This window comes from Pseudoalteromonas sp. SR43-5, from assembly GCF_014163835.1.
In the GTDB taxonomy this organism is placed as follows: domain Bacteria; phylum Pseudomonadota; class Gammaproteobacteria; order Enterobacterales; family Alteromonadaceae; genus Pseudoalteromonas; species Pseudoalteromonas distincta.
On sequence record NZ_JACJEA010000015.1, the window covers coordinates 90,860 to 113,396 of the forward strand.

The 22,537-nt window shown below is 37.4% G+C and carries 24 protein-coding genes and 2 pseudogenes; 21 read left to right on the forward strand and 5 right to left on the reverse strand.

What is annotated here, in order from left to right:
- Positions 1-6: 6 nt before the first annotated feature.
- The 7 genes from bioB to H5090_RS10775 all read left to right on the forward strand — a co-directional run bounded on the left by bioB (position 7) and on the right by H5090_RS10775 (position 7,054).
- The gene (gene bioB / locus H5090_RS10745; protein WP_002961242.1) at positions 7-1,047 is read left to right on the forward strand and encodes a biotin synthase BioB; all 1,041 of its coding nucleotides are present in this window, start codon (positions 7-9) and stop codon (positions 1,045-1,047) included.
- A gap of 10 nt (positions 1,048-1,057) precedes the next feature.
- Positions 1,058-2,209 (forward strand): 8-amino-7-oxononanoate synthase, encoded by a 1,152-nt coding sequence (locus H5090_RS10750; RefSeq protein WP_182695682.1) that lies wholly within the window; start codon positions 1,058-1,060, stop codon positions 2,207-2,209.
- On the forward strand, positions 2,206-3,084 hold the full coding sequence (locus H5090_RS10755; RefSeq protein WP_182695683.1) for a methyltransferase domain-containing protein: 879 nt from the start codon (positions 2,206-2,208) through the stop codon (positions 3,082-3,084). The genes H5090_RS10750 and H5090_RS10755 overlap by 4 nt, the downstream gene beginning before the upstream one ends.
- A gap of 72 nt (positions 3,085-3,156) precedes the next feature.
- Positions 3,157-3,840, forward strand: coding sequence for a dethiobiotin synthase (gene bioD, locus H5090_RS10760; RefSeq protein WP_182695684.1), 684 nt, complete (start codon positions 3,157-3,159; stop codon positions 3,838-3,840).
- 122 nt (positions 3,841-3,962) lie between these two features.
- Positions 3,963-5,546: an FAD-dependent oxidoreductase gene (locus tag H5090_RS10765; protein WP_182695685.1), complete on the forward strand. Its 1,584-nt coding sequence runs from the start codon at positions 3,963-3,965 to the stop codon at positions 5,544-5,546.
- A gap of 212 nt (positions 5,547-5,758) precedes the next feature.
- Positions 5,759-6,622: a protease HtpX gene (gene htpX / locus H5090_RS10770; protein WP_182695686.1), complete on the forward strand. Its 864-nt coding sequence runs from the start codon at positions 5,759-5,761 to the stop codon at positions 6,620-6,622.
- 198 nt (positions 6,623-6,820) lie between these two features.
- On the forward strand, positions 6,821-7,054 hold the full coding sequence (locus H5090_RS10775; RefSeq protein WP_259395086.1) for a hypothetical protein: 234 nt from the start codon (positions 6,821-6,823) through the stop codon (positions 7,052-7,054).
- 110 nt (positions 7,055-7,164) lie between these two features.
- On the opposite strand, the gene gloA is transcribed toward H5090_RS10775, so the two are convergent.
- From gloA to H5090_RS10790, 3 genes are all read right to left on the reverse strand, one after another.
- Positions 7,165-7,692, reverse strand: coding sequence for a lactoylglutathione lyase (gene gloA, locus H5090_RS10780; protein WP_182695687.1), 528 nt, complete (start codon positions 7,690-7,692; stop codon positions 7,165-7,167).
- A gap of 132 nt (positions 7,693-7,824) precedes the next feature.
- A complete protein-coding gene (locus H5090_RS10785) occupies positions 7,825-8,310 on the reverse strand; it encodes a hypothetical protein (RefSeq protein WP_182695688.1) in 486 nt (161 codons plus the stop codon).
- A gap of 19 nt (positions 8,311-8,329) precedes the next feature.
- Positions 8,330-9,109, reverse strand: coding sequence for a hypothetical protein (locus tag H5090_RS10790; RefSeq protein WP_182695689.1), 780 nt, complete (start codon positions 9,107-9,109; stop codon positions 8,330-8,332).
- Positions 9,110-10,096: 987 nt separating this feature from the next.
- On the opposite strand from H5090_RS10790, the gene H5090_RS21025 reads away from it, so the two are divergent.
- The 3 genes from H5090_RS21025 to H5090_RS10805 are packed head-to-tail and all read left to right on the forward strand — an operon-like array spanning position 10,097 to position 13,273.
- Positions 10,097-11,752, forward strand: a complete 1,656-nt coding sequence (locus H5090_RS21025) for an RHS repeat-associated core domain-containing protein (protein WP_310736316.1) — start codon at positions 10,097-10,099, stop codon at positions 11,750-11,752.
- Complete coding sequence (locus H5090_RS10800; protein WP_182695690.1) at positions 11,749-12,723, forward strand: ankyrin repeat domain-containing protein; 975 nt, start codon at positions 11,749-11,751, stop codon at positions 12,721-12,723. The genes H5090_RS21025 and H5090_RS10800 overlap by 4 nt, the downstream gene beginning before the upstream one ends.
- A gap of 55 nt (positions 12,724-12,778) precedes the next feature.
- The gene (locus H5090_RS10805) at positions 12,779-13,273 is read left to right on the forward strand and encodes a DUF6795 domain-containing protein (protein ID WP_182695691.1); all 495 of its coding nucleotides are present in this window, start codon (positions 12,779-12,781) and stop codon (positions 13,271-13,273) included.
- 204 nt (positions 13,274-13,477) lie between these two features.
- Here the strand turns inward: H5090_RS10805 and H5090_RS10810 are convergent.
- Positions 13,478-13,808: pseudogene (locus tag H5090_RS10810) on the reverse strand (transposase); the annotation flags it as partial.
- Positions 13,809-14,031: 223 nt separating this feature from the next.
- Here H5090_RS10810 and H5090_RS10815 point away from each other — a divergent pair.
- On the forward strand, positions 14,032-14,790 hold the full coding sequence (locus H5090_RS10815; RefSeq protein ID WP_182695692.1) for an immunity protein YezG family protein: 759 nt from the start codon (positions 14,032-14,034) through the stop codon (positions 14,788-14,790).
- Here H5090_RS10815 and H5090_RS10820 read toward each other — a convergent pair.
- Positions 14,787-15,026 carry a transposase gene (locus H5090_RS10820; RefSeq protein ID WP_182695693.1) on the reverse strand — a complete coding sequence of 80 codons (240 nt, stop codon included), beginning with the start codon at positions 15,024-15,026 and terminating at the stop codon, positions 14,787-14,789. The genes H5090_RS10815 and H5090_RS10820 overlap by 4 nt on opposite strands.
- Positions 15,027-15,204: 178 nt before the next feature.
- Between H5090_RS10820 and H5090_RS10825 the strand changes: the two genes are divergently transcribed.
- The 10 genes and pseudogenes from H5090_RS10825 to H5090_RS10870 all read left to right on the forward strand — a co-directional run bounded on the left by H5090_RS10825 (position 15,205) and on the right by H5090_RS10870 (position 22,456).
- A complete protein-coding gene (locus tag H5090_RS10825) occupies positions 15,205-15,945 on the forward strand; it encodes a PoNe immunity protein domain-containing protein (RefSeq protein WP_182695694.1) in 741 nt (246 codons plus the stop codon).
- 427 nt (positions 15,946-16,372) lie between these two features.
- A complete protein-coding gene (locus tag H5090_RS10830; protein ID WP_182695695.1) occupies positions 16,373-16,606 on the forward strand; it encodes a hypothetical protein in 234 nt (77 codons plus the stop codon).
- A 14-nt stretch (positions 16,607-16,620) separates the two neighbouring features.
- Positions 16,621-17,553, forward strand: a complete 933-nt coding sequence (locus tag H5090_RS10835; RefSeq protein WP_182695696.1) for a hypothetical protein — start codon at positions 16,621-16,623, stop codon at positions 17,551-17,553.
- A 70-nt stretch (positions 17,554-17,623) separates the two neighbouring features.
- Entirely contained in the window at positions 17,624-18,016 is a 393-nt protein-coding gene (locus H5090_RS10840) for a hypothetical protein (RefSeq protein WP_182695697.1), read from the forward strand.
- A 346-nt stretch (positions 18,017-18,362) separates the two neighbouring features.
- Positions 18,363-19,553, forward strand: coding sequence for an ADP-ribosylglycohydrolase family protein (locus H5090_RS10845; protein WP_182695698.1), 1,191 nt, complete (start codon positions 18,363-18,365; stop codon positions 19,551-19,553).
- Positions 19,554-20,393: 840 nt separating this feature from the next.
- The gene (locus tag H5090_RS10850) at positions 20,394-21,257 is read left to right on the forward strand and encodes an immunity 49 family protein (RefSeq protein WP_182695699.1); all 864 of its coding nucleotides are present in this window, start codon (positions 20,394-20,396) and stop codon (positions 21,255-21,257) included.
- A gap of 44 nt (positions 21,258-21,301) precedes the next feature.
- Positions 21,302-21,694: pseudogene (locus H5090_RS21085) on the forward strand (DNA/RNA non-specific endonuclease); the annotation flags it as partial.
- 5 nt (positions 21,695-21,699) lie between these two features.
- Positions 21,700-21,861, forward strand: a complete 162-nt coding sequence (locus H5090_RS10860) for a hypothetical protein (protein ID WP_182695701.1) — start codon at positions 21,700-21,702, stop codon at positions 21,859-21,861.
- A gap of 9 nt (positions 21,862-21,870) precedes the next feature.
- Positions 21,871-22,311: an immunity protein YezG family protein gene (locus H5090_RS10865; protein ID WP_182695702.1), complete on the forward strand. Its 441-nt coding sequence runs from the start codon at positions 21,871-21,873 to the stop codon at positions 22,309-22,311.
- Positions 22,277-22,456 (forward strand): hypothetical protein, encoded by a 180-nt coding sequence (locus tag H5090_RS10870; RefSeq protein WP_182695703.1) that lies wholly within the window; start codon positions 22,277-22,279, stop codon positions 22,454-22,456. Before H5090_RS10865 ends, H5090_RS10870 begins: the two co-directional genes overlap by 35 nt.
- Positions 22,457-22,537: the final 81 nt, after the last annotated feature.

The following is a 22,537-nucleotide window of genomic DNA, read 5'->3' on the forward strand; positions in this document are numbered from 1 at the left end:
AGTATTATGGAACTTGCACCTGTTCGTCACGATTGGACCCACGCTGAAGTTAAAGCATTATTTGAAATGCCATTTAACGATTTACTGTTTAAAGCCGCATCGGTTCACCGTGCTAACTTCAACCCAAATGAAGTGCAAATTTCTACGTTGTTATCAATTAAAACAGGCGCTTGCCCAGAAGACTGTAAGTACTGCCCGCAGTCGGGCCATTACAGAACTGATTTAGAACGCGAACGCTTAATAGAAGTAGAAAAAGTAGTAGAGCAAGCACGCCTTGCAAAACAAAAAGGCGCTACCCGTTTTTGTATGGGGGCTGCATGGTCAGATCCAAAAGACAGAGACATGCCATACATTTCGCAAATGGTTAAAGAAGTAAAAGAGCTAGGGTTAGAAACCTGTATGACGCTAGGTAAACTCACAAATGAAAAAGCCCATGAACTTAGAGACGCTGGGCTTGATTACTACAACCATAACCTTGACACGTCACCTGAGTATTACGAGCAAATTATATCAACCCGTACTTTTCAAGATAGATTAAATACCATTGACCACGTACGCGATGCCGGTATGAAAGTATGCTCGGGCGGAATAGTCGGTATGGGTGAGCAAGCAAGCGACCGTTTTGGACTACTTATGCAACTAGCTAATTTGCCACAACAGCCAGAAAGCGTGCCTATTAATATGCTCGTTAAAGTTAAAGGCACTCCGCTTGAAAACGTAGACGATTTAGATCACTTTGAATTTATACGTACCATAGCAACAGCGCGCATTATGATGCCACACAGTTATGTACGTTTATCGGCAGGGCGTAACGCCATGAACGAGCAAATGCAATCGATGTGCTTTTTTGCAGGCGCTAACTCAATATTTTATGGTGATAAACTCCTTACCACCGAAAATCCCGACGCTGATGCCGATATGAACCTAATTAAAAAACTAGGCATGAACCCAGAAAAACGTCACGACTATTCAGACGAAGCAGTTGAAGCCTCGCTTTCATCGCAAGTAGCCGACAAAGCAACCTCTGAATTGTTTTACGAAGCGTAGGCTTATATCAATGCCTTTTGATTTTATAAACACGCATCTGCAGGCTCGCCTGCAAGGTGCGTTACTTCGTAAACGCCACGTAGTACAACATGCAACAGCGCGCACCATAACGGTTAATAATAAAACCTACCTTAACTTTGCCAGTAACGACTACTTAGGCTTTGGTGATGAGGCTGTTAAACTTAATGACTCCCACGCATTAGGGAGTCACAGCTCAGCATTGGTTACCGGTTATCAGGCGCAGCAAAAAGCGCTTGAACAGTACTTATGTGAGCAATTTGGTTATGGCGCAGGAATGCTATTTAACTCAGGGTTTAGCGCTAATAGCAGCGTAATTAAAGCGCTGTTTCAAGATAAAGCGGCTGCACAAAACAGCGCTATTTTTCAAGATAAGTTAAATCATGCAAGTTTGATTGACGGGGCTATGCACTCAAACGCGGCATTAGTGCGTTTTAATCACAACGACATGAATCACTTACGTTCAAGGCTCGAAAAATCAAAAGCGCAAAACAAGCTAATTATAAGCGAAGGTGTGTTTTCGATGGATGGCGATACCGCGCCTCTTAAGGAATTACTCGCACTTGCAAAACAGCACAACGCATGGCTAATGATTGACGACGCACACGGCTTTGGTGTATTAGGTAAAACAGGCTTAGGCAGTTGCGAAGCGTTTATTACTCAAACGCTGCCAGATATATTAGTCATTACTTTTGGTAAAGCAGTGGCTAGTAGTGGCGCGTGTGTATTAGGAAGTAAACAGTTTATTGATTACATGCTGCAGTTTAATCGCGATTACACGTATTCAACCGCCATGTCGCCGCTTATGGCAAGTCACACTCTCGCGCGTATTAAAAACATAAAAACAGCCAATGATAAACGCGATAAGCTAAATGCCAATATTGCATTATTTAAGCAACTCACTAAAACCCATAATATTGCAGTAATGGAATCAAATACAGCCATACAGCCCATTGTATTAGGTTGTGCTGAGCAAACGTTACAAGCGGCAGATAAACTTAAACAACAGGGTATTTGGCTCACTGCAATTAGACCGCCAACGGTTGCACATAACACCTCACGTTTACGCATTACTTTAACCGCCGCACATACCGAGCAAGACATAACGCACTTAGTTAAGCATTTAGTAGGTGCAATAGCATGACTGCTCAGCCAGTATTAAAAACAGATCTAGTGCAAACACAACTTGTAAAACCGTGCCTAGTGAGTAGCGATTCAAATAAAGAATTAAATAAGGAGCCAAATCGAGAGCTAAACAAGGAGCTTAAAAAGTCTACACAAAGTAAGTTTTCAAAAGCGGCGGCGAGTTATAACACCCATGCAAATGTACAAAAACATGCTGCGAGCGATCTATTTTCACTCATAAAACCAAGCTTTAATAAAAATAAGCTTTGTGTTGATTTAGGCGCAGGCCCGCTTGTTAATACGCATACCTTACAAAGTATGTTTGCAAGCGTTATTGCCATGGATTTGAGCTTAAACATGCTGCAAAGTAGTGATTTAACCACACCCAAAATATGCGCCGATATGGATAACTTACCGCTACAAGCAAACAGTGTTGATGTTATTTACAGTAACTTTGCAGTGCAGTGGTCTGCTAATTTTTCGGCTTTAATGCAATCACTTTACAGCATATTAAAACCAGGCGGGCAGGCGTACATAAGCACTTTGGTAGAGGGCTCACTAAATGAAATAAAAACAGCTTTTGCAGCGCTTGATTCAAACAGCCACATAAATACCTTTAATAGTGAACTGTATATAAACCAATCAGTCCAAAATGCAGGATTTACTATTAACAGCGCTAAAAAACGTATTTATACCGATGAATACACAACACCTTTAAAAGCTATTGCCTCTATTAAAGCCATTGGCGCAACAACGCAAAATCATACCAATACGCGCCAAGGGTTACTTACCAAATCGGCGCTACAAAAAGTATGCAGTGCGTATCCGCTTATAAATAATAAAGCATGTGTGTCTTATCATGTGGTGCTGTTATCATTAGAAAAAAGCCATTAGAAAAAAGCGATTAATTGCTTAAGTTAAAACTTAAAATTAAACCAAACTTAGATTCAGATCATAAGGCAACGCATGAAAGAATTTTTTATAACAGGCACCGACACCGATGCCGGAAAAACCCACGTTACCAGTTTGCTATTAAAATTACTTGCCCAACATAAAAAACAAGCCATTGGCTTTAAACCCCTTGCTGCTGGCTGCGAAATGGCGTTCGATCAACTAGTAAACGCCGATGCCCTTATACTAATGGAAAGCGCAACAGTGAGCGCTAAATACGACGTAGTAAATCCGTTTGCGTTTGCACCGCCTATTGCACCTCACATAGCCGCTGAGAAAGTTGGAGTGAGTATTACTGTAGATAAACTAAGTGATGCTTATAAAAACGTAAAACAACAGGGCGCTGACATTATACTTACCGAAGGCGCTGGTGGTTGGGCATTACCTATTAATAAAAACGATTATTTATACGACTGGGTTAAAGCAGAAAAAATGCCGGTAATACTCGTTGTTGGCATGAAGCTAGGTTGCTTAAATCATGCATTACTAACCGCTGCGCATATGCAAAGTATGGGAATAAACTGCGTTGGCTGGATTGCAAACCAAGTAGATAAAAACATGGACGAGTACCAAGCAAACCTTGATTCACTTAAAGCACGTTTACCGTTTCCAATACTTGCTATAAGCCCATACAGCGAGCAAACTCCTAAGTTACAAATATACAAAAGCTTGCTTAGTGCGTTATCTATAAATACTTAAGTGGTTTAAAAATATTTACTTTTTTAGGTAAATCTTGAAATAGTCAGCCTTAGTACACATATAAACGTTTATAAATACATAGCTTGCTTTAAAGACAATGTTACTAAGGACATAACGACTATATGACGCACCCATTTATTGAAAACTACGCCCCAGATGCGCACGTAAGCGCTGAGCCAAAAGCACTAAACTATGGCTTACCTAAAAAACGCGTAGGTATAATAGGTGGAGGCACAGCTGGCGCCACAATAGCCATTAGACTTGCTGCGTTAGGGCTAGAAACTTATGTGCTTGAAAAGAAAAAGTCGTTAATTGATGGCCCTCCAATGTGCCATTTGCATGCGGGTGGCAACTTATATCGTGAAATACCCGACGAAGACTGCATAGATTTACTCAAGCAATGTATAGATATTGCGCGCCTTTATCCTTACACCATCGATGTTCGCCCCACAGTATTTGCAGTGCCTAAACGCGATGACGACTCACCGGAAGATTTATTTCCGCGTTTAAATAAATTAGTAAAAGCCTACAGCGAGCTTGTTGAGCAAGATAGCGCTAATAAAGTATTAGGCGAGCCAGAGCATTATTATCAGTTATATAGTTATGAGCAAATGCTAAAGCTTGCCAAGCAAAAACAAGTAGCCAAGCCCACGTCGTTAGATGAGTGGATGATACCCGTTGCTAAGCATTTAGATTTAGACAAGCTAAAGTTTCCGCTAATTGTTGCACAAGAATATGGTTGGAATATATTTCGTTTATCGGCCAGTGCACAACTAGCACTTGCACAGTACAAACACGCTCATGTTTTAACAAGCACCAGTGTTAAAAATGTATCGCCAGTTATAAATACCAATAATGATAAGCAAACACTTAAGTGGCGCATTGGGTATCAATCAGAGCCAAGCCTTGATGAACAACATGATAATTCAACCAATACACAAGCCGATTCACAAACCATTGAGGTAGATTACCTAATTAATGCGTGTGGTTTTCAAACCGGTATTATTGACGACCTCGTTGGGGTAGATGTAAAACGCATGGTCGAATTTAAAGCCTCTTACATTACTCATTGGCAAGGTGCTGGTGGGCAAATACCCGAAATAATTATTTATGGTAACCGAGGTACGCCAGAAGGTATGGCGCAGCTAACCCCTTACCCTAACGGATACTTTCAAATACATGGCATGACTAACAACATTACATTGTTTAATGATGGGTTAGCTGATGCCACGCCAATGAGCGCACAACCTAAACTTCCCAATAAATACCTGCATTATATTAAAGATGGCTGGGACAAAGCAGCATTGCAAACACGTACCCAAACAGCAATTGATTATGTAGCCGAGTTTGTCCCTGCGTTTAAAACTGCTAATAAACAAAATAATGCCTTGTATGGCGGGCAACAAATCCCAGGTGATGACGACACCTTGCGCGTAGCCGATGTAAGTTTATATTCGCATATTAGTTACGCACGGGCCGAAAATGTTAAAGCATCGTCAACGTTAATAGCGGCAGATCAAATAGTGGGTGAGTTTATAAAATTAGGAATAATAAGTAGCGATCCTGCTGTAAATCATCACCGAAGTACCCACCAATGGTCGTACCTTAAACATAATAGCGGCGAAAAAATTGACGAAGTTGCACGCATATTGGCACACGAGCGTGGTTTTCCGATTGATATGGCAGAGCTTAATAACAGCTTGTAATAAGCTGATTTATAAAGAAACTTTAGTCTTAAATTTGCTGTAAAACTCTTCCTAAAAAAATTATCAATAAACACATAAATAACACTTGTGTTATGACATAGTTTGTCACAGAATAGCGCTAACGTTATGACATAGTGTGTCATGACGCAGTGGTTGCTTTAACCTAATTTAATTTTATGTTCGGTGATCAAACCTATTTTTGTGAGGACAATATGAAACGTATATTTTTGTTTTTATTAACTAACCTAGCGGTTATGTTGGTATTAGGTGTAGTGCTTTCAATAATAATGAGTGCGCTGGGCTTAAGCCATCGTAGCCTTGGCGGAATTTTACTTATAGCCACAGTATTTGGTTTTGGTGGATCGTTTATTTCGTTATTTATGTCGAAATGGATCGCTAAAAAATCAACAGGCGCGCACGTAATTACGCAGCCTCGAAACGAAACCGAACATTGGCTTGTACAAACGGTATCTGCGCAAGCACAAAAAGCAGGTATCAAAATGCCAGAAGTGGCTATTTACGACAGCCCAGAAATGAACGCGTTTGCAACGGGCCCAAGTAAAAACAACTCGTTAGTGGCAGTAAGCACAGGCTTAATGCACAACATGACCAAAGATCAGGCCGAAGCCGTGCTCGCCCACGAAGTATCGCACGTGGCTAACGGCGACATGGTAACGCTTACGCTAATACAAGGCGTGGTAAATACCTTTGTAATATTTGCCGCAAAAGTACTGGCAGGCATTGTAGATAACTTTATTAATAGCGATGAAGAAGAGGGCGGCAGTAGCTGGACATACTTCTTATTCGATATGTTATTCCAAGTATTATTTGGCGTGCTAGCAAGCATAGTGGTTGCAAGTTACAGCCGTAAACGTGAGTTTGCAGCCGACAGCGGCGCAGCAAAACTAGTTGGTGCTGATAAAATGCGTTCCGCACTTGAGCGATTAAAGCAAAACCATCCTTCGCAATTAGAAGGCTCAATGATGGCCTTTGGTATAGCAAGTGGCGAAGGTGTTGCTGAGCTGTTTTCATCCCACCCGCCGCTTGATGCTCGAATCGACGCACTACGCAAGTAACTATGTAAGTTAGTAAATATTCTAAGCCAGCTTAACCGCTGGCTTTTTTATGTTTACGTTAAAAAGCTAAAATCTAATGTACTGTGTTTATATACAGTGCATTGTGTTGTATTATAAAATCGTTACTTTTTTAAGCTAGCACAAAAAAACTTAATCGCTAATGTAAGCCAAATTAACACTAAAAATGAAAACGATGCATTGTATGTTACATGCATAGGGCAGGTAAAAAACGAATCAAACTTCACCTTTAAAAATATAAAGTTTAAGGTCGATTTTTTAACAGATCAAAACACGCTAGTCGATACGCTATCAATAACCGACGAAGACCTAATTATACTTCCTAATGACTCAACAAACTTTAGAGTAAGAGATATTGCGCAAAAACAAGCGGCCAGTTATAACAATTGCCAAGTAACAATAACCGATGCCTAGGCTTATAAATTACTTGTTGTAGTTATTTAAAGCTATTTAAAGTGTCAAATTAGTGAGTAAAAATAATTAAGAAAACCAACTTTAAGCTGGTTTTCTGATATAAACAGTGATTACTGAGAAAGAATAATCTCAGTAATTCCTTCGGCAGATAGTATTTCAATCCAGTAGCCGTCAGGGTCTTTAATAAATGCTAAGCCTTTCATTGAGCCATCATCTGGTTTTTTAACAAACTCAACATCGTATTTTACAAAGCGCTCACAGGCTTCGTAAACATCCGGTACGCTAATACCAATATGGCCAAATCCTTTAGGTTCTTGGTTACCACTGTGGTAGCCCTCAAAGCTGTCGTCGCTTTCAGTGCCCCAGTTATGGGTTAACTCAATTAGCGCAGGGCGACGAAACACCCATTCTGCTTTAGTTTTATCATCACCTTGTGGTAATTCTTGCTCGTAGCCTAAAAAGTAAAGCGTAAACTTCATACCAGGAAAATCATACTTACCTAACAGCTTCATACCTAATACATTTTGGTAAAATTCAAGCGACGGCTTTGGATCTTTAATACGTAACATAGTTTGTTGCATAACAAAGCCCTGAGTGGCCTGTTCAACTTGTTCTGGAGATTCGTTATAGTTAGACATGGTGATCCTTTTAATGATTGGTATTACATCAATATATTCTAATACACTTAAAAATTTTATTAACCCACATAAAGTAAATATTATAAAAAAGCCAGCTTATAGCTGGCCCATATCAATAGTCATATTAAACTATTAGTATAATTCTTTAATACTTTTAGTAAAGTCAGATGCTCGTCTTGTCATTTTATGACCTGATTTAACTTTTAAAACAGTATCATCAAGTGAAAACTCACTCTTTGAATCTTTAAAATCTTGTTTTGCTGAAACAGTAACCTTTGTCAACAGTGCTAACTCTTCTTTATAATCAGCATCATCTTTACATATTTCAGAAACAGCCTCTAAAACAGCTACTGTGCGTTGACCCGCATGAGACATAATCCATTGGCTTTGGTATCTATCATCAGCAAGCTTAGCTTCATTAGCAGCAGCCATTTTCTTAAAGTCATCCCAATCAACATTTACATCTAATTTAGCGTTTCCACAAGAAGCTTTAACTTTTGCAACTTCTTCTGCAATACTTGCATCTGCAGCTCTAATTGCTTTTTTGTCTTTGATAGATGCATAAGCAGATGAGCTGAAAACAGCAATAATAAGTCCGGCTAAAATTTTTTGTTTCATAACTTCTTCCTTTTAGTGTTTAAAAAATATTATATATTGCTTCATAACTAACTTCAGGCAGATTCTCTACCTGGTTACCTAATTGAATCGTGAGTTCGCTTTTATTAAACTCTGCACTTTGAGTATCGGGAGTGCTCGATGGTAAAACCTTAACACTTTTTATATCTTTTACTGCTAAGGCATAATCATTGTCAATTAAACATACTTTTTCTAATGATTGTAAATAAGCTGAAAGTTTAGATGGGGTAGTCTTCAAATTGTTTTTGCCAAAGTTAGACCAAGCGACATCAAGGACAATTTGCGTACCACACTTTTCATTAAGGCTTTTTAAATGTTTTTTATACAACTTTTTAGCTTCAATTTTGCTAAAGGTTTCAAATTGTCGTTCTTTGTATTTTTCAATAATTCTTCTTTCTTTAGCTTTGTCTATAGAGCCCTGATAAATAACTTTAGTTACAGTACCATCGTCTAAATATACATTTGAATAAGAAACTAGAGTGCCAGATATTATTGTTTGGTCTTTATCGTTTCTAAAATTAACATTAGGCATGCCAATTAGTTTTAGGTAATAGCCTTCTCCAATATCGTTTTTGAACCTTTTATATAATAAAGTCTGCTCATCGAAGTGATGCTCGAATCCTCGGTAGTTAACATAGTATGTATCTTGTTTTTCATTAGGTACAATGAATAGCTGTGCTTCACGCTCTGAGTCATAACTGTAATAAACTTTGGATGTTTCGGTGGCAGATAATACGTTGGTAGATAACAAAAAAGCAGATAAAATTAGTGGTAATTTCATGTTTTAGTCCTTTAAGGTAAATATTAAATAAAATATTACATCCAGTAATTTAGCAGTACTATACTGCACTCTTTTATTTGCGTCAAAATTTACAGTAATAGATTTTATTAATATTATTTACATTCATAATTAGTGTAAAAAAGCAATAAGTGGTCGCTATTTAAACTGACTTATCTATTTCACCTTATCAGTTTAGCAAGAGCTTAAACTACTGACACGAGGATTATTTACTTCTAGTGATTCCCTAAGTGAAAACAGCTCTTAACATAAAAAAGCGAAGACGTAAGCAGTCAACATACAAAATTAACCTCACTATCCTGTAACCGCTTAGCCTCAGTAACGCAAAGCAATAAACGCCATGTAAAAATAGAGCGCGACAGCCTTGGCCGCGTAACTGCGCAGCATGCAAGCCTTGCAAGCGACTCACATATCGTTAATAACGCCAATTACTACAGCTACACAAAGCAAGGTAAAATTGCGCGTGCACATAATGCGCAATCAACACTTAAACAAACGTTTGATAAAGGCGGCAGGCTTCTGTGCGCCGAGCAAGTAAATAACCAGCAACAAGCGCATACCTTAAAATACAGTTACGACGAATACGGCAAAAGGCAAACCCTTACCCTGCCAGACTCAACCACGCTTAAATACAGCTACAACCAGTTTGGCCAGCTAAGCGGCATTAACTTACTGCAAAACAATAGCAAAGAGGTTGAACTTGCGAAGCCGCTTGTAACATTAAGCTACGACAGCCAAGGCAATATTAAAACCCAGCAGTTTGGTAACAGCATAACCCTTACTCAACAGTTTAATGTATTTAACCGCATAACGCAGCAGCAGCTTACACATCCATCGCAAACATTATTTGATACCTGTACGTACAACTACGACAGCGTCAACCAGCTTATTGCCCGTAAAAACGAAGGCGTAAGCAGCCAAAATATCAATTTTGAATACAACAGCCTCGGCCAGTTAATACAACCAAAATTGGCAGGCTCACGTGCTGATACAACCACATACTACCAGTGGGATAGCTTTGGTAACCCACAAAGCCAAACAGTTAAATCAAACACAAGCGATGCAGACCTTAGAGATACAGGCGAGCAGGGAATAGAACATGATGCAGCCAGCAACGAGTATACAGCCAGCTCTTCTATTGATTTAACGCGCGCCACCCATAGCGAATACAATGAGTTAGCAGCAAATAGTAGTGAAAGTAGTAGTAAAAATAGTAGCAACGCTGACTCAGTAGCAAACAATGAAGGCACTAACAACACCACAATAAACAGTGCCACCGACGCCGACCGCCTAACACACTTTGGCGACAGCGACTTTTACTACGATGAGTTCGGTAACCAAATACGCGAAACCGGCAAAGGCATTAAAACCCGTCGTGAATACAACGCGTTTAATCAGTTAAGCTGTTTTAACAACAACGGCACGCTTACCCAATACGACTACGACCCACTAGGTCGTCGTATCGCCAAGCACACTGAGCACGGTAAAATTGACTACATTTGGGATAACGACCAGTTAATCGGCGAATGCCAACACGGTGAATATACCTGGTATATCAACCTGCCGAATCAATTTCACCCAGTTGCGCTGATTAAACAAGGTGAGGTGTACTACTACCACCTAGACCAACTTAATACCCCACGTTTTGTAACAAACAGCAGCGCGCAAGTAGTATGGGAAAACCAAGCCGATGTGTATGGTTATGAAGAACCAGAAGTCGAGTTTGAGTTTAATAAAGAAAAAACCTTCACTCAGCCAATACGCTTTCAAGGGCAATATTTAGACGAGGAAAGTGGCTTACATTACAGCCGCTACCGCTATTACAGCCCCAAACAACAGCGCTTTATAAACCAAGACCCAATAGGGTTAGTGGGTGGGATAAACCATTACCAATATGCACCCAATCCGGTGAATTGGGTGGATCCAATGGGATTATTGTGTGCAGAGGGTGAAAAAAGATTAAAAAATAAGCTGGATTCGTTAGTAGGTAATGGTTTTGATCAAGATACAGTAGATGCGATTTTTAAAATGGCGATAGCATGTACTCCAATTGATAATAAAGATATATCTACAATTGATTATCCACCAGAAGGAGGGGTGAATCGTAAAAAGCATGAGTACAGCTTTGAAAATATTCTTCCTGAAGAAAATAAAATTACAATAACAAGAGAGACGCCATCGGGCAAAAGGATATCTCAAACCGTCAGTATAAAAGATTTTGCTCAGCAGCATATTGATAACAATGAAAAAGTAGCCAACATTCATTGGGGTGAAATTTTAGAAAAAGAGCATGGCGTTGCTAAACCAAGCCCCGAAGAGATGGAAAATGCGCATGCTCACCATATTGTATTTAAAGAGGGTAGTGGTAAGCAAAAAGAGTGGGTGCTTAAGAGTAAAGCTATTTTAGAGAAACATAATATTGATTGGCTTAAAGGTAAAGAAAATCTAGTATGGGCACCTAATATTGAAGGGTTACATACTGAAGAAATGGCTAAGATGGTTTACAAAGCTTTAGCTGATGCTGATAAGACAAAACCGCCAAAAACTAAAAAAGCAGTAATTAAAGCCCTAAGAAAGATGGGACGTATTGCTGCAGAACATACAAGAGGTAATTCATACACATGAGCCAAGAGTTAGTACAAACCGCAATGGAATTTGTTATTGAAGATGATGTAAAGTCTTTACAGTCTTTTTTTAAAAAATACCCAGAAATAGTTGAACATGTTTTTTTTGGCGATTGTAACTGGTTACATAAAGCTGCTGATTATGATTCGCCTAAAGTAATTGATTTCTTGGTAGGTATTTTTGATATAGAAGGTATAGACCGCTTTGGATATACTCCACTTTGCATAGCACTAATTAGTGATGAAATAATACCTACAAAAAAATTAATCGAGTTAGGTGCTAATGTAAATCATAATGCTGGTGGTTCACCTTTATCACATGCTGTTTATAGCCAAAGTAAAGAATTACTCAAACTATTGATAGAAAATGGCGCCAATAACGAAACTAAAGAAGAACTTATTCGCTTTGGCCGTGGTCAAGGTTATAAAAACATTGAAGAGGACTTAAACGAACTTAATTATGTCTCAGCCATAACTGAAACGTTTAAAGATAAGTTAAGCGCTCACTATGGCGCACTGACTGATGTGCAAAGTAAAGAGTTTCCGTGTGTTTTATATTCAAAACAAGCAAAGGGTAAATTTGCTGTTTTTTCTGAAAACATCAATAAAGATGCTGAAATAATGTTTGAAGTAACAAAACAAGGTTTTGATACGGCAGAAGAAGTGCTTACTCAATCATACCCGTGGTTGTTTGATTGGTTGGAAGTTATAAACCAAGTAGAAATAGACCCAACTCAACGGGTAATTATTATTTCTAGAGAAGTTGAATGCACGCCATATCAAGGTATTGCTTTATTGCTTGAAGAGAAAATTAGCTATAACAATAATCCTGTAAATATTTATAGATTATTTCCGCTTTACCAAAAAGAAATAGATGCCGAAAAACAATATGGCATAGCTGCGTTACTTAAACAGTTTGAAGTAAAAGGCGTCAGTCAAGCAATTCTTAAAAATCGAAAGCCAATACTTTAGTATGTTTCGGTAGAGTTTATTTCTAAGGTATTTTTAGGTAGGGACTAGAACCACTATGTTTGGTTTAATAAAAAAATATGACGTACACATGTGCTCTGAAGTTAAAGGGATTATTACTTTAAACGGCAATCCCGTTGAAGGTGTTTTAATTAATCGCAGCCTCAAATTTGCACATAAAATTGAAAAAGAAGATCAGGTTATTACAGCTTCCGATGGCACGTTTTATATGCCTGAAGTTGTAGTTGAGTCAAAAATACCTGGTGATATGTTCTCCCATGAAGTTACTTATCAACTTATTACTGCAATTCATGGCGTTGAAGAATATGAGCTTTGGAGCTCAAAGCTCAATGGCATAAAAGAACGAAGTGAATATAAATACAAGTTAAGTAGCTTAAATGCTGACTTAGAATCTACAGAAGTAAACTTTACTTTTCCTAATTATGATAATCCAAATTTGGAATTTGATGCTTCTAGTATATGTAGATGGGAACATGATTTTGAAATATATGAGATAGAAGATAGCGAAGATTATTTTAAAGATTTTAGATAAAAGGGAATTTATATGAATATTTTATCACCTAGTGTTGCATCACAATTAGCTGAATTTGCATACGATAGTATTGGCGTTGTGTCTGATCGCTCCTCAAATATAGAGATAAGAATAAACAAGACACCCAACCTAATTTTTGCAGTTTGGCTACAGTTTTGCTTTTTAAATTAGAGTGGGTGTCTAGTTAAGTTTAACGAAACGCTCTCGTTGATTTAGTTTCTCGATTAACGAGAATTGTTCAGGGAGTCGGACATCAAGAGAGCGGTAGCCTTTTTTAATATATCCTTTTCTAATTCGATGCGTTGGATTTGCTTTTTAAGTTCGCGGGTTTCAATTTGTTCGGGCGTCATTGGCGAAGCAGATGGTGTCTGGCCATTCCGCTCTTGCTTTAATTGAGTAACCCACTTACTGACGGTTGATTTACCCCCCCCATCGCTTTGGCTGCTTCTTCTTGAGTATAACTTTGGTCAACTACAAGCTGAGCTGTTTCTAATTTTATTGTTGCAGAATACGTTGCGCGTTTTAATTTCGTCATTTTTTCACCCAAATTTGTATGCTTATTAGCATAACATTTCTTTCTTAATGGGTGGCCAAAATCACTGTACCACTACAGAGACGGTAAAGATGGGAAAGACGTTCAAGTGGAAATATTGATAGAATACGATGGTGATGCCACTAAACCAAAGTCATAACGTGTAACCACCGCCTTAGACGGGGTGATGAAAAACCCCCAACACTTTGATAATTAAGGAATTGATTTGTTTGATGATATAGATGAAATATATAACCATATTGGGCAGAGTATGTTTGAACACTTACCTGAAAAATGGGACAAAGCATACTTAGAGGTGAATTTATACAGATTAAATGTGTCAATATCGATTGGCTCTAAATACACTTATGCTCAACAGACTTTTGATTTTGATTTAGATGTCATTAATGGTGTTTATAAGAATTCAATGTGTAATAAGGCCTTTTATGCTCTTTATATGATTATGCAAAAGGATGAAGATGATGTGCCTTGGAATAAAGCGCGTTTTGAAATGACATCCGAAGGCGACTTCTCAATTGACTTTAAATATGATGAAGATTTCGCGTGGTACAAATCACTCGATATCGATAGTCAAGAATATGACGATCTTGATATAGAGGTTATAAATCAAATAAAGTCATGGGAAGGCTTGCCTGAAAGTTACCCTAGGTATTGGGCAAAAACGCTATTAGTGCTTCCAAATATTGATTCGTTAACGAGAGCAGATGTTTCTGCGTTTACTTTAAAACATAATAACTCAGCATTGTTGAAAGAGCACTGGCAAGATAAGTACTCCGATAATGCAATGCGCTTATGGGAAGAGGTCAAGCAAGCCTATAAAAATAAACTGGAAAGCAAGTACAGTATAGAAGAATTAATATTTGTCCTTAATTATGATTTTGCTGTTATGCCTTATCAAAACCCTGAGGAAGATGATTTAGGGTTTTATAAATGGATATTTATAGAAATTTCAAAACTAAGTTAAAAATATTTTAGTTTTTCATATTCTATGTATAAAAATTTAAATAATAAAGACACCCATCTTAATTTTGCAGTTTTAGTTTCAAATTCATGGTTTTTAGCAAGCGCGATCCATCGTTGCAAGGTTGAATAACCGATGCCTAATTCAAGCGCAATATCTTCTAGGCGAACATCATCACATTGAGATAATGCTTTTTCAACAGCTTGAACTTTAAATTCTTGTGTAAATCGACGTCTCATTTTATCTGCCTCTATTAAAAGTTAGAGGCGACAACTATCCTGACACAGGGGGAGAAAGATAAAGTAGGAGTCCAAAAACTACTAATTCGCAATAAAAAAGATGGAAGCCTGTCAGTAAAAGAATTAGATAAAATGCAAAAATAATAGTTAAAGCACCTGAGCTATAAGAGAACAAATCATGTTACGAGATACCTTAAAAGATAAAGCATATTATGACGAACGTATAGCGTTTAAAAAAGAATGTATTGAAGAAGATGTTGAGGAAGTCAAATTTGATGATACTGATTCAATTGAAGTCAAAATGAAAGGTACATTTAGGCTAGTCAGTGACTCTCTGTACTTATTACATCAAAAGTATTCACGTGGTGATGATTTATCATTTTTAAAACCAGATCTTCTAAAAATACTAGAATACCGCCAATGGCAAAAGAACTATGCTGATGCCTTGCCTGATATAGAGCAGGCTGAGCGTATAGGTTGGGAGGAAATACGTGAAGACTATTTAGAAGACTTCTTAAAATGGCTGAGTTTTGCTTATTGCCTAGATATGGGAAAAGAGTATTACCTGAATATATTGTCTTTAATTGGTAATCAAGGTCTTGATTCATTATTTGATAGTATTGCAGTTGAAATGGGGGATGTTGGACGCGTAGTATCCAAAGAATTACTTTTTAAAAAGCGGTTTAGCAAGCTTTATAAAGTTATTGAAAGTGAGCCAGAACAACGTCCTAACTTAGTAAAGGCTTATTTAGAGGCTTGGTATAAGCTAGAAGGAAGCCCAGATTACCATTTAATGGATACTGATGCATATATAGGTTACTGGTGTTGGGAAGCTGCTTTAGTCGTTAAGCTATATAATATTGACGATAGTAGTTTTATCGATCATGAATACTACCCAAAAGATTTAGGATTAAACTAGATACCCATCCTAATTTATATTTGATGCATTAGGTAAAGTTCAAACTTCAGAGTGAGCTATTAATACTTGCGACAATTCAATGTCTTTGATGAAGATGCCGCGCTGGAAATGTCTTTATTAGGAGTACTTCTACGAGAGCTCGGTGGTGAGAAGACGTTAGTGCCATTCAATATAGTTGCGAGAGGGTTTCTAGAAGCACGAGGGAGCAGAGACTGACTTTATCCGTTATGTAGTGGTACAGTGATTTTGGCCACCAATTAGTAAAGACTTTGGTAATTACAATGAAGCCGATGCGATAACATACTTTGTATTTGATGATCAAAGTAAAGGTACTGAGCACAGATACCTTACTGATGTTGAAAAAGACTATGCTAAATCGCTTGATCAAAAAGGCGAGTACGCCACAGTAAATGAGTGGCTAGATCATATGGAGAGTGAGACAGCAAAGTCGCTTAGTATGGAGACAATAGAAAGGGCGCCAGGCGTATATGAGGCGAGGATCCCAGAAGAGGAAGCAGCTTTAGTGGCCAAGGCAATTCGAATAGATGCCGAAAACTACTTAGATAGCGCTGGGGTTGATAAAGATGCGCAGATGTCTAACTTAGTCGGTGGTGGTGATGTACCAATTACTGATGGTATAAAAGATGATGATGATTTCTAATCTAGAGGTTTATGATGGAATACGAAATAGTACATGTTATTGATGTTACTGCAAGGGATGATAAAGACTATGCATTAACTACCTATTACAACGAGGCATCCCCTATTAATGCAGTAGGGTCTGTACAAGCTTTAACTAGAAATAATGGGTCTACAAGATCAAGAACATTTTTAGGTGCTAATTTTCAACTTAATGCTATGTGGTTGTCACTCAAAGGTAATTTATGGGTTGTTGATGACCAAGGTGACGTATTTACTAACGCCAGCATTAATTTTAAGCAGCCGCCATTCGAGCGATTAAAATTTAATTCAGGTAGTTTTGATATTAAGTGGAATGTTACTGAAATATTTAAAGGCCAGTTAAATGCTATTTGGGGAACAACAGACGAAGATGTTTGGGTTACTTCCTTTGCAGGCCCAGCATTTCATTGGGGCGGTCAGTCTTGGTCTAAGTACACACTTCCAAAAGCGCCAAATGCAATAGATGGCTCAGCTTCTGATGACGTATACGTTGTTGGTTATGATGGAAATATACATCATTTCAATGGGAATGAATGGACTAAGATAAACTTACCCTCAGGCATTCCCCAACAAGATGCGTTTACCGATGTAAAAGTACTTTCACGAGGAAAGGTTTTTATTACTGGTCGAAGTGGCTGTTTATTAGTAGGTAATGCAAATGATGGCTTCACAGATATTGGGTCTGCTAAATATTCATGGTATGGGGTTGGGGCAATAGACGAGCGCATTTTTCTTGCCGGTGGCGAGCAAGGTATATTCGAATTAATTGATGGGCAATTTGTATGTCTGAAAGATAAAGGGCAGCCTGTAGGTGTATTTGAAACCCCTAACGCCATTAATTTTATACCTGCAGAGCAACAACCAAACCCATGGTTTGTAAGGTATGAACCAGGGGCTAGCAGAGAATGGACGAAAGTAAATACTTAAATAGCTAGCAAAACCTGATTCTTATAAAAGTCAAATTTCAAAGTATATTTAATAGAGTTGTTTAGGATTTGTGAAAATAAAAAGAATGTTTAACACAGAAGGTGACTCACCTAGTACAACCCTGTCATGGGTCTATAAAGAAGAGCTAATTGAAATAAATTTTAGCTTTGATGCTAGTGCTGTTCTTTCTAAAAAGCTAAACCTAGTTTTTGTTGAAGCATATGTCGATATGGAAGTTCAGCTTTTTAAGTTAAATGGTAATTATGTTGAAAAATACAAAATTGCTACTTTAGAGCATTATAGCTTCCGTGGTTTAAATCAAAATATGGATTCAAAAACAGGTGTTTCACTATTATTTCACCCTGATACCAATGAAGTTGGTAATGAATGGGGAGATACAGAACAATATGAATTTATAAAAGAGGATAATACTTTAGGTAAGTATCTTGATATTTATAGATAATAAATTAAGTTGGTGTTTATTAGCCTGACTATTGGTTATAACCGCTACAGTTACTACAGCAACAGCGTTTTATAAACTAAGGTGCGATTTTTTAGTGGGTGGTATTAATCATTACCAGTACGTATTGCCCTCGGCTTACTTGTTATGTCCGTTGGATTGTTGAGTAAAGATTGTGATACAAAAATAATAATATAACTTACATTAAATGATGTATGTTAAAAGTTCATCAAGCAATTTAGACAAGACAAATGAGGAAGAAGTATTGTTTCAGTCGGAAACTAAATTTAGAGTTACTAATCGTAAAAAGTAAATGGTAAAACTCTCATAGAGTTGGAAGAGGTTTAAAATGAGTGAAAAAAAATATTATGATGATTCTGGTGAGTTAATTACCTCTTCCGCAATAATTCGAATGTTAGAAATGGAAAATAAAATTCCTAATGATCTCCGATTTCCTTTCATGACAAATAAATTAAGTGGTTCTAGAGAGCCTCATAAAACACAATGGATGTCATCATATAATGTTTATCGTATCGCTGTCCCAAGACCTACTGATGGGCAATGTAAAGAATATTATCAGCGTATAGGAGTTGATTGTGATGATGACATTAACCGTTTTCGAGGTGCTTTACTTGGATGTGCGCTTGGCGATGCTTTAGGCACAACGCTTGAGTTTAAAGCTCCAGGAACATTTGAGCCGATTGATGATATTGTTGGAGGTGGGCCGTTTAACTTGAAAGCCGGGGAGTGGACCGATGACACTAGCATGATGTATTGCTTAGCTCATAGCCTTATCCGTACTAAAGTTTGTGATCCTAATGATCAAATGGATTTATATTGTAAATGGTGGAAAGATGGTGTTTTCAGTGTAAATGGTAAATGTTTTGATATTGGTAATACTGTCGTTAATGCTCTGAAAAACTATGAGAAAACAGGCGATCCTATAGCTGGTAGCACTGAACCAGATTCTGCTGGGAATGGGTCGTTAATGCGCTTGGCACCAATACCAATTCGTTATTATAATAATTTTGAATATGCCATTAAATACGCAGCTTTAAGTTCTATAACAACTCATGGCGCAGAAGAAGCTGTGGACGCATGCCGTTATTTTAGTGGATTGATTTGGGGAGCTTTACATGGTGTTTCTAAACAAAGCTTGCTAGATGGGATTTATACAGCTATTGACGGTTACTGGGATAAATACCCATTATGTCAATCGATCATTGATCTAATAGTAGAAGCTAAATATAAATCTAAGAGTGCTTCGCAAATACGCGCTAGTGGTTATGTGATGCATACTCTAGAGGCTGTTTTATGGGCATTTTATCATTCTGATACATTTGAGTCTGGTGCTATTTTAGCCGTTAATTTAGGTGAAGATGCTGACACAATAGGCGCTATATACGGGCAACTTGCAGGTGCCTATTATGGAGAACGTGTAATTAATTATCATTGGGTGAAAAAAGTGAAAGAATTCCATGTTTTTTATTTAAAAGCTCAAGAGTTTAAAGGGTTGATTGTTTCGGAAATAAATCAATAGAAACACTTTAAAGTTAATAAATATCAATAGTAAGAATCATCCAAACCACAAGGCTTGGTGGTGTAATTTGTATTAGTTCAGACAAGATATAACACATTAACTTGGAAAAGTGAGAGTTAACCGTTTTGATAAAGGTGTCGAATCTTTAAATTAAAATATATAAGAGGTAACTCTCATGCCACATCCTAATAACCCAATCATTAAAAACAAAGAATAAACTAGACACCAACATTAATATTCACGCTGTGTGGACTAAGTACAACGCTTTTATAATTGTAAAACGGGCAGTTTTTATGGCAACCTCATGAAATCATCAAGTAAGTTTGTTTGATACAAATTAGTACCACTTTATTTCGCGTTACGTGCGCCGTGCATTTTTTATGTGGAAGAGACTACTTTACAGGCAAGCCTTACAAGCATCGCATAGGACGGTTTGAAGAGAAACGCCGTTAGCTAGCTAAGGTATTTTGTATTGACGTCTGTGCTTATACTGCAATGGTGCAGTTTTTTTATGCGTGTTATCTAAATGCAAGCGCAATAATTACCCATTTAATGGATTAAATGATGGTAACTTAGCCATAAATATAAAATGTTAGCTTAAAAAGTAAATTCAGTATCACAGTTTGGTTTGGTCAATTAGAGTGGGTATTTGGTTAATTTCATTACATTTAACAGAGCGCAAAAATATTCAAGAGTAAATGCTAAGTTAAGTCCGCCTAAAGCTCCTGTAAATAAGTATATTGGTGTAGTGGTACAGTGTTAAGCAAAAAGCCAATGACAGTGGAATGAAGAAAACTATTGAAGTTACAAAGTTTAAAGTAAAAGTTTAAAGGGTAAAAAATGATAAAAAGTCACTATAGTTATGGCCAAGTTTCTTATGATGATATGGTTGAGGAATATATTGAAGATGACGAGGATAGCCTCTTTCTTATAAAAGCAGGCGGTGGTATGTCTTTTCATGAAGAATTTGAGAGAAACCTCATTAGGGCTTTTCCTTTAGAGGCGGTAGAGAATCCAAATAGCAAAAACGCATGGCTTTATTTAACACGCGGACAGCAAATGGCTTTAGCAGCATTTCAGAGTAACGCAAGTGTAGGTAAACCATTTATAGTAGCTTACGATAATGATTTTATAGAGGTTATAGGTGAGGCTGATGATTTCTCAACTAAGGTTGAAGTGTGGTTGCCTGCTTTATATAGCGCTATTATATTGCGTAATAAACAAGCTATTGATTTTTTAATAAAGATTGATAATAGCGTTTTTGCAGAGGCTAGTTTAGGTGAGCAAAACCGCCCATTTGACTACGCATTGGTTAATTTACTTAAAGCACTATTTACGCCAGGTGCAAATTTAGCCTCAGCAATCGAAAAAGCATTAGTTGCCAGTAACCCAGATGATTACGAAGACTTTGCTTATTTATACGCTAGCCGTTTAGATTGGCCCCTAGTAGATATTATTATGGCTATTTTTAGTGATGAGGGTGAGCATGCTTATAATAAGGAAATGAAAAAAGCGCTATTACTCCATAAAGAATATTTTAATACAGGAAAAGACAGTAGACGTGCTGATCGTCGGGGCGCCATTTCAATCCCTCTAACAGCAATGGCTGTACTGGCTAAAGATGTAAAAGGGTACGATTTAACCATTGAAAATGGCTATATCCCGCAGTGGATTATTGATGGTAAACCTGCTGAATATAAATAAAGCAGCACTTGCAGCCTGAATGGGGTATGTAGATTTAAACCCTATTTGAGCGTAAATCGTACCTTTAACTTGTAGAGTTAACAGGGCAAATAATGCGAGAAGATAAACGCGGCTATATTGATAATATAAACCTTTCTTTGCTAGAAAGACTTAATATATCCCCAGAAAACTGGTTAAAACTCACAACCCGATTTACACGTATATTTCATACTGCAGTAGGCAGACCCACTTCACAATGTTCTGGTCAACTAAAAGACCAAAATCGTTATGGCGAATGGCGACAAATGGAAAAAGAGTGGGGCAAAGAGCTAGATAGAGGTAAAAGCGTTGAGGTAGAAATATTGGTACAATACGATGGTGATAATACAACACCTAAAGTAATATTTGGCGAGTACATAGTTGCTGGAAAACCTGCACCATTTAGATTTAAAAACTAGGATAAATGATGTTTAAAACGTTAGATGAAATATATAGCCACATTGGTCAGGCGATGTTTAATGCTTTGCCTGAAAGGTGGGATACCGCTTGGTTTGATATTTTTTTAATTCATCCTGATGGTGTAACACAATCCAACCAGCAATACAGCCTTAATGATGATATATAATATTTCAATGTGAATAAAATCAACGGTATCAATAAGTATGCAGAGTGTGATGATGCTTTTGAGGCACTCTATAAAATAATGCAAAAGGATGAAAACGATGTGCCTTGGAATAAAGCGCGTTTTGAAATGACATCCGAAGGCGACTTCTCAATTGACTTTAAATATGATGAAGATTTTGTGTGGTACAAATCACTTGATATCAATAGTCAAGAATATGATGAGCTTGATATAGACGTTATAAATCAAATAAAATCATGGGAAGGATTGCCTGAAAGTTACCCTAGGTATTGGGCAAAAACCCTATTAATACTTCCAAATATTGATACGTTAACGAGAGGAGATGTTTCTGCGTTTACTTTAAAACATAATAACTCAGCATTGTTGAAAGAGTACTGGCAAGATAAGTACTCCGATAATGCAATTATGGGAAGATGTAAAGCAAGCCTATAAAAATAAAGCGGAAAGCATATACAGTATAGAAGAATTAATATTTGTCCTTAATTATGACTTTGCTGTTATGCCTTATCAAAACTCTGAGGAAGATGATTTAGGGTTTTATAAATGGATATTTATAGAAATTTCAAAACTAAATTAAAAATATTTTTGGCTTACATACTTTATTTAAAAAAATTGAAATAACTAAGACACTCACCTTAAATGTTAGGTACTTACTTAC

What these genes read in the sequence shown, in the direction of transcription:
- bioB (WP_002961242.1), top strand. Translation starts at nt 7, where the DNA reads ATGGAACTTGCACCTGTTCGTCACGATTGGACCCACGCTGAAGTTAAA.
- H5090_RS10750 (WP_182695682.1), top strand. Translation starts at nt 1,058, where the DNA reads ATGCCTTTTGATTTTATAAACACGCATCTGCAGGCTCGCCTGCAAGGT.
- H5090_RS10755 (WP_182695683.1), top strand. Translation starts at nt 2,206, where the DNA reads ATGACTGCTCAGCCAGTATTAAAAACAGATCTAGTGCAAACACAACTT.
- bioD (WP_182695684.1), top strand. Translation starts at nt 3,157, where the DNA reads ATGAAAGAATTTTTTATAACAGGCACCGACACCGATGCCGGAAAAACC.
- H5090_RS10765 (WP_182695685.1), top strand. Translation starts at nt 3,963, where the DNA reads ATGACGCACCCATTTATTGAAAACTACGCCCCAGATGCGCACGTAAGC.
- htpX (WP_182695686.1), top strand. Translation starts at nt 5,759, where the DNA reads ATGAAACGTATATTTTTGTTTTTATTAACTAACCTAGCGGTTATGTTG.
- gloA (WP_182695687.1), bottom strand. Translation starts at nt 7,692, where the DNA reads ATGTCTAACTATAACGAATCTCCAGAACAAGTTGAACAGGCCACTCAG.
- H5090_RS10785 (WP_182695688.1), bottom strand. Translation starts at nt 8,310, where the DNA reads ATGAAACAAAAAATTTTAGCCGGACTTATTATTGCTGTTTTCAGCTCA.
- H5090_RS10790 (WP_182695689.1), bottom strand. Translation starts at nt 9,109, where the DNA reads ATGAAATTACCACTAATTTTATCTGCTTTTTTGTTATCTACCAACGTA.
- H5090_RS10800 (WP_182695690.1), top strand. Translation starts at nt 11,749, where the DNA reads ATGAGCCAAGAGTTAGTACAAACCGCAATGGAATTTGTTATTGAAGAT.
- H5090_RS10805 (WP_182695691.1), top strand. Translation starts at nt 12,779, where the DNA reads ATGTTTGGTTTAATAAAAAAATATGACGTACACATGTGCTCTGAAGTT.
- H5090_RS10820 (WP_182695693.1), bottom strand. Translation starts at nt 15,026, where the DNA reads ATGAGACGTCGATTTACACAAGAATTTAAAGTTCAAGCTGTTGAAAAA.
- H5090_RS10825 (WP_182695694.1), top strand. Translation starts at nt 15,205, where the DNA reads ATGTTACGAGATACCTTAAAAGATAAAGCATATTATGACGAACGTATA.
- H5090_RS10830 (WP_182695695.1), top strand. Translation starts at nt 16,373, where the DNA reads ATGGAGAGTGAGACAGCAAAGTCGCTTAGTATGGAGACAATAGAAAGG.
- H5090_RS10835 (WP_182695696.1), top strand. Translation starts at nt 16,621, where the DNA reads ATGGAATACGAAATAGTACATGTTATTGATGTTACTGCAAGGGATGAT.
- H5090_RS10845 (WP_182695698.1), top strand. Translation starts at nt 18,363, where the DNA reads ATGAGTGAAAAAAAATATTATGATGATTCTGGTGAGTTAATTACCTCT.
- H5090_RS10850 (WP_182695699.1), top strand. Translation starts at nt 20,394, where the DNA reads ATGATAAAAAGTCACTATAGTTATGGCCAAGTTTCTTATGATGATATG.
- H5090_RS10860 (WP_182695701.1), top strand. Translation starts at nt 21,700, where the DNA reads ATGATGTTTAAAACGTTAGATGAAATATATAGCCACATTGGTCAGGCG.
- H5090_RS10870 (WP_182695703.1), top strand. Translation starts at nt 22,277, where the DNA reads ATGCAATTATGGGAAGATGTAAAGCAAGCCTATAAAAATAAAGCGGAA.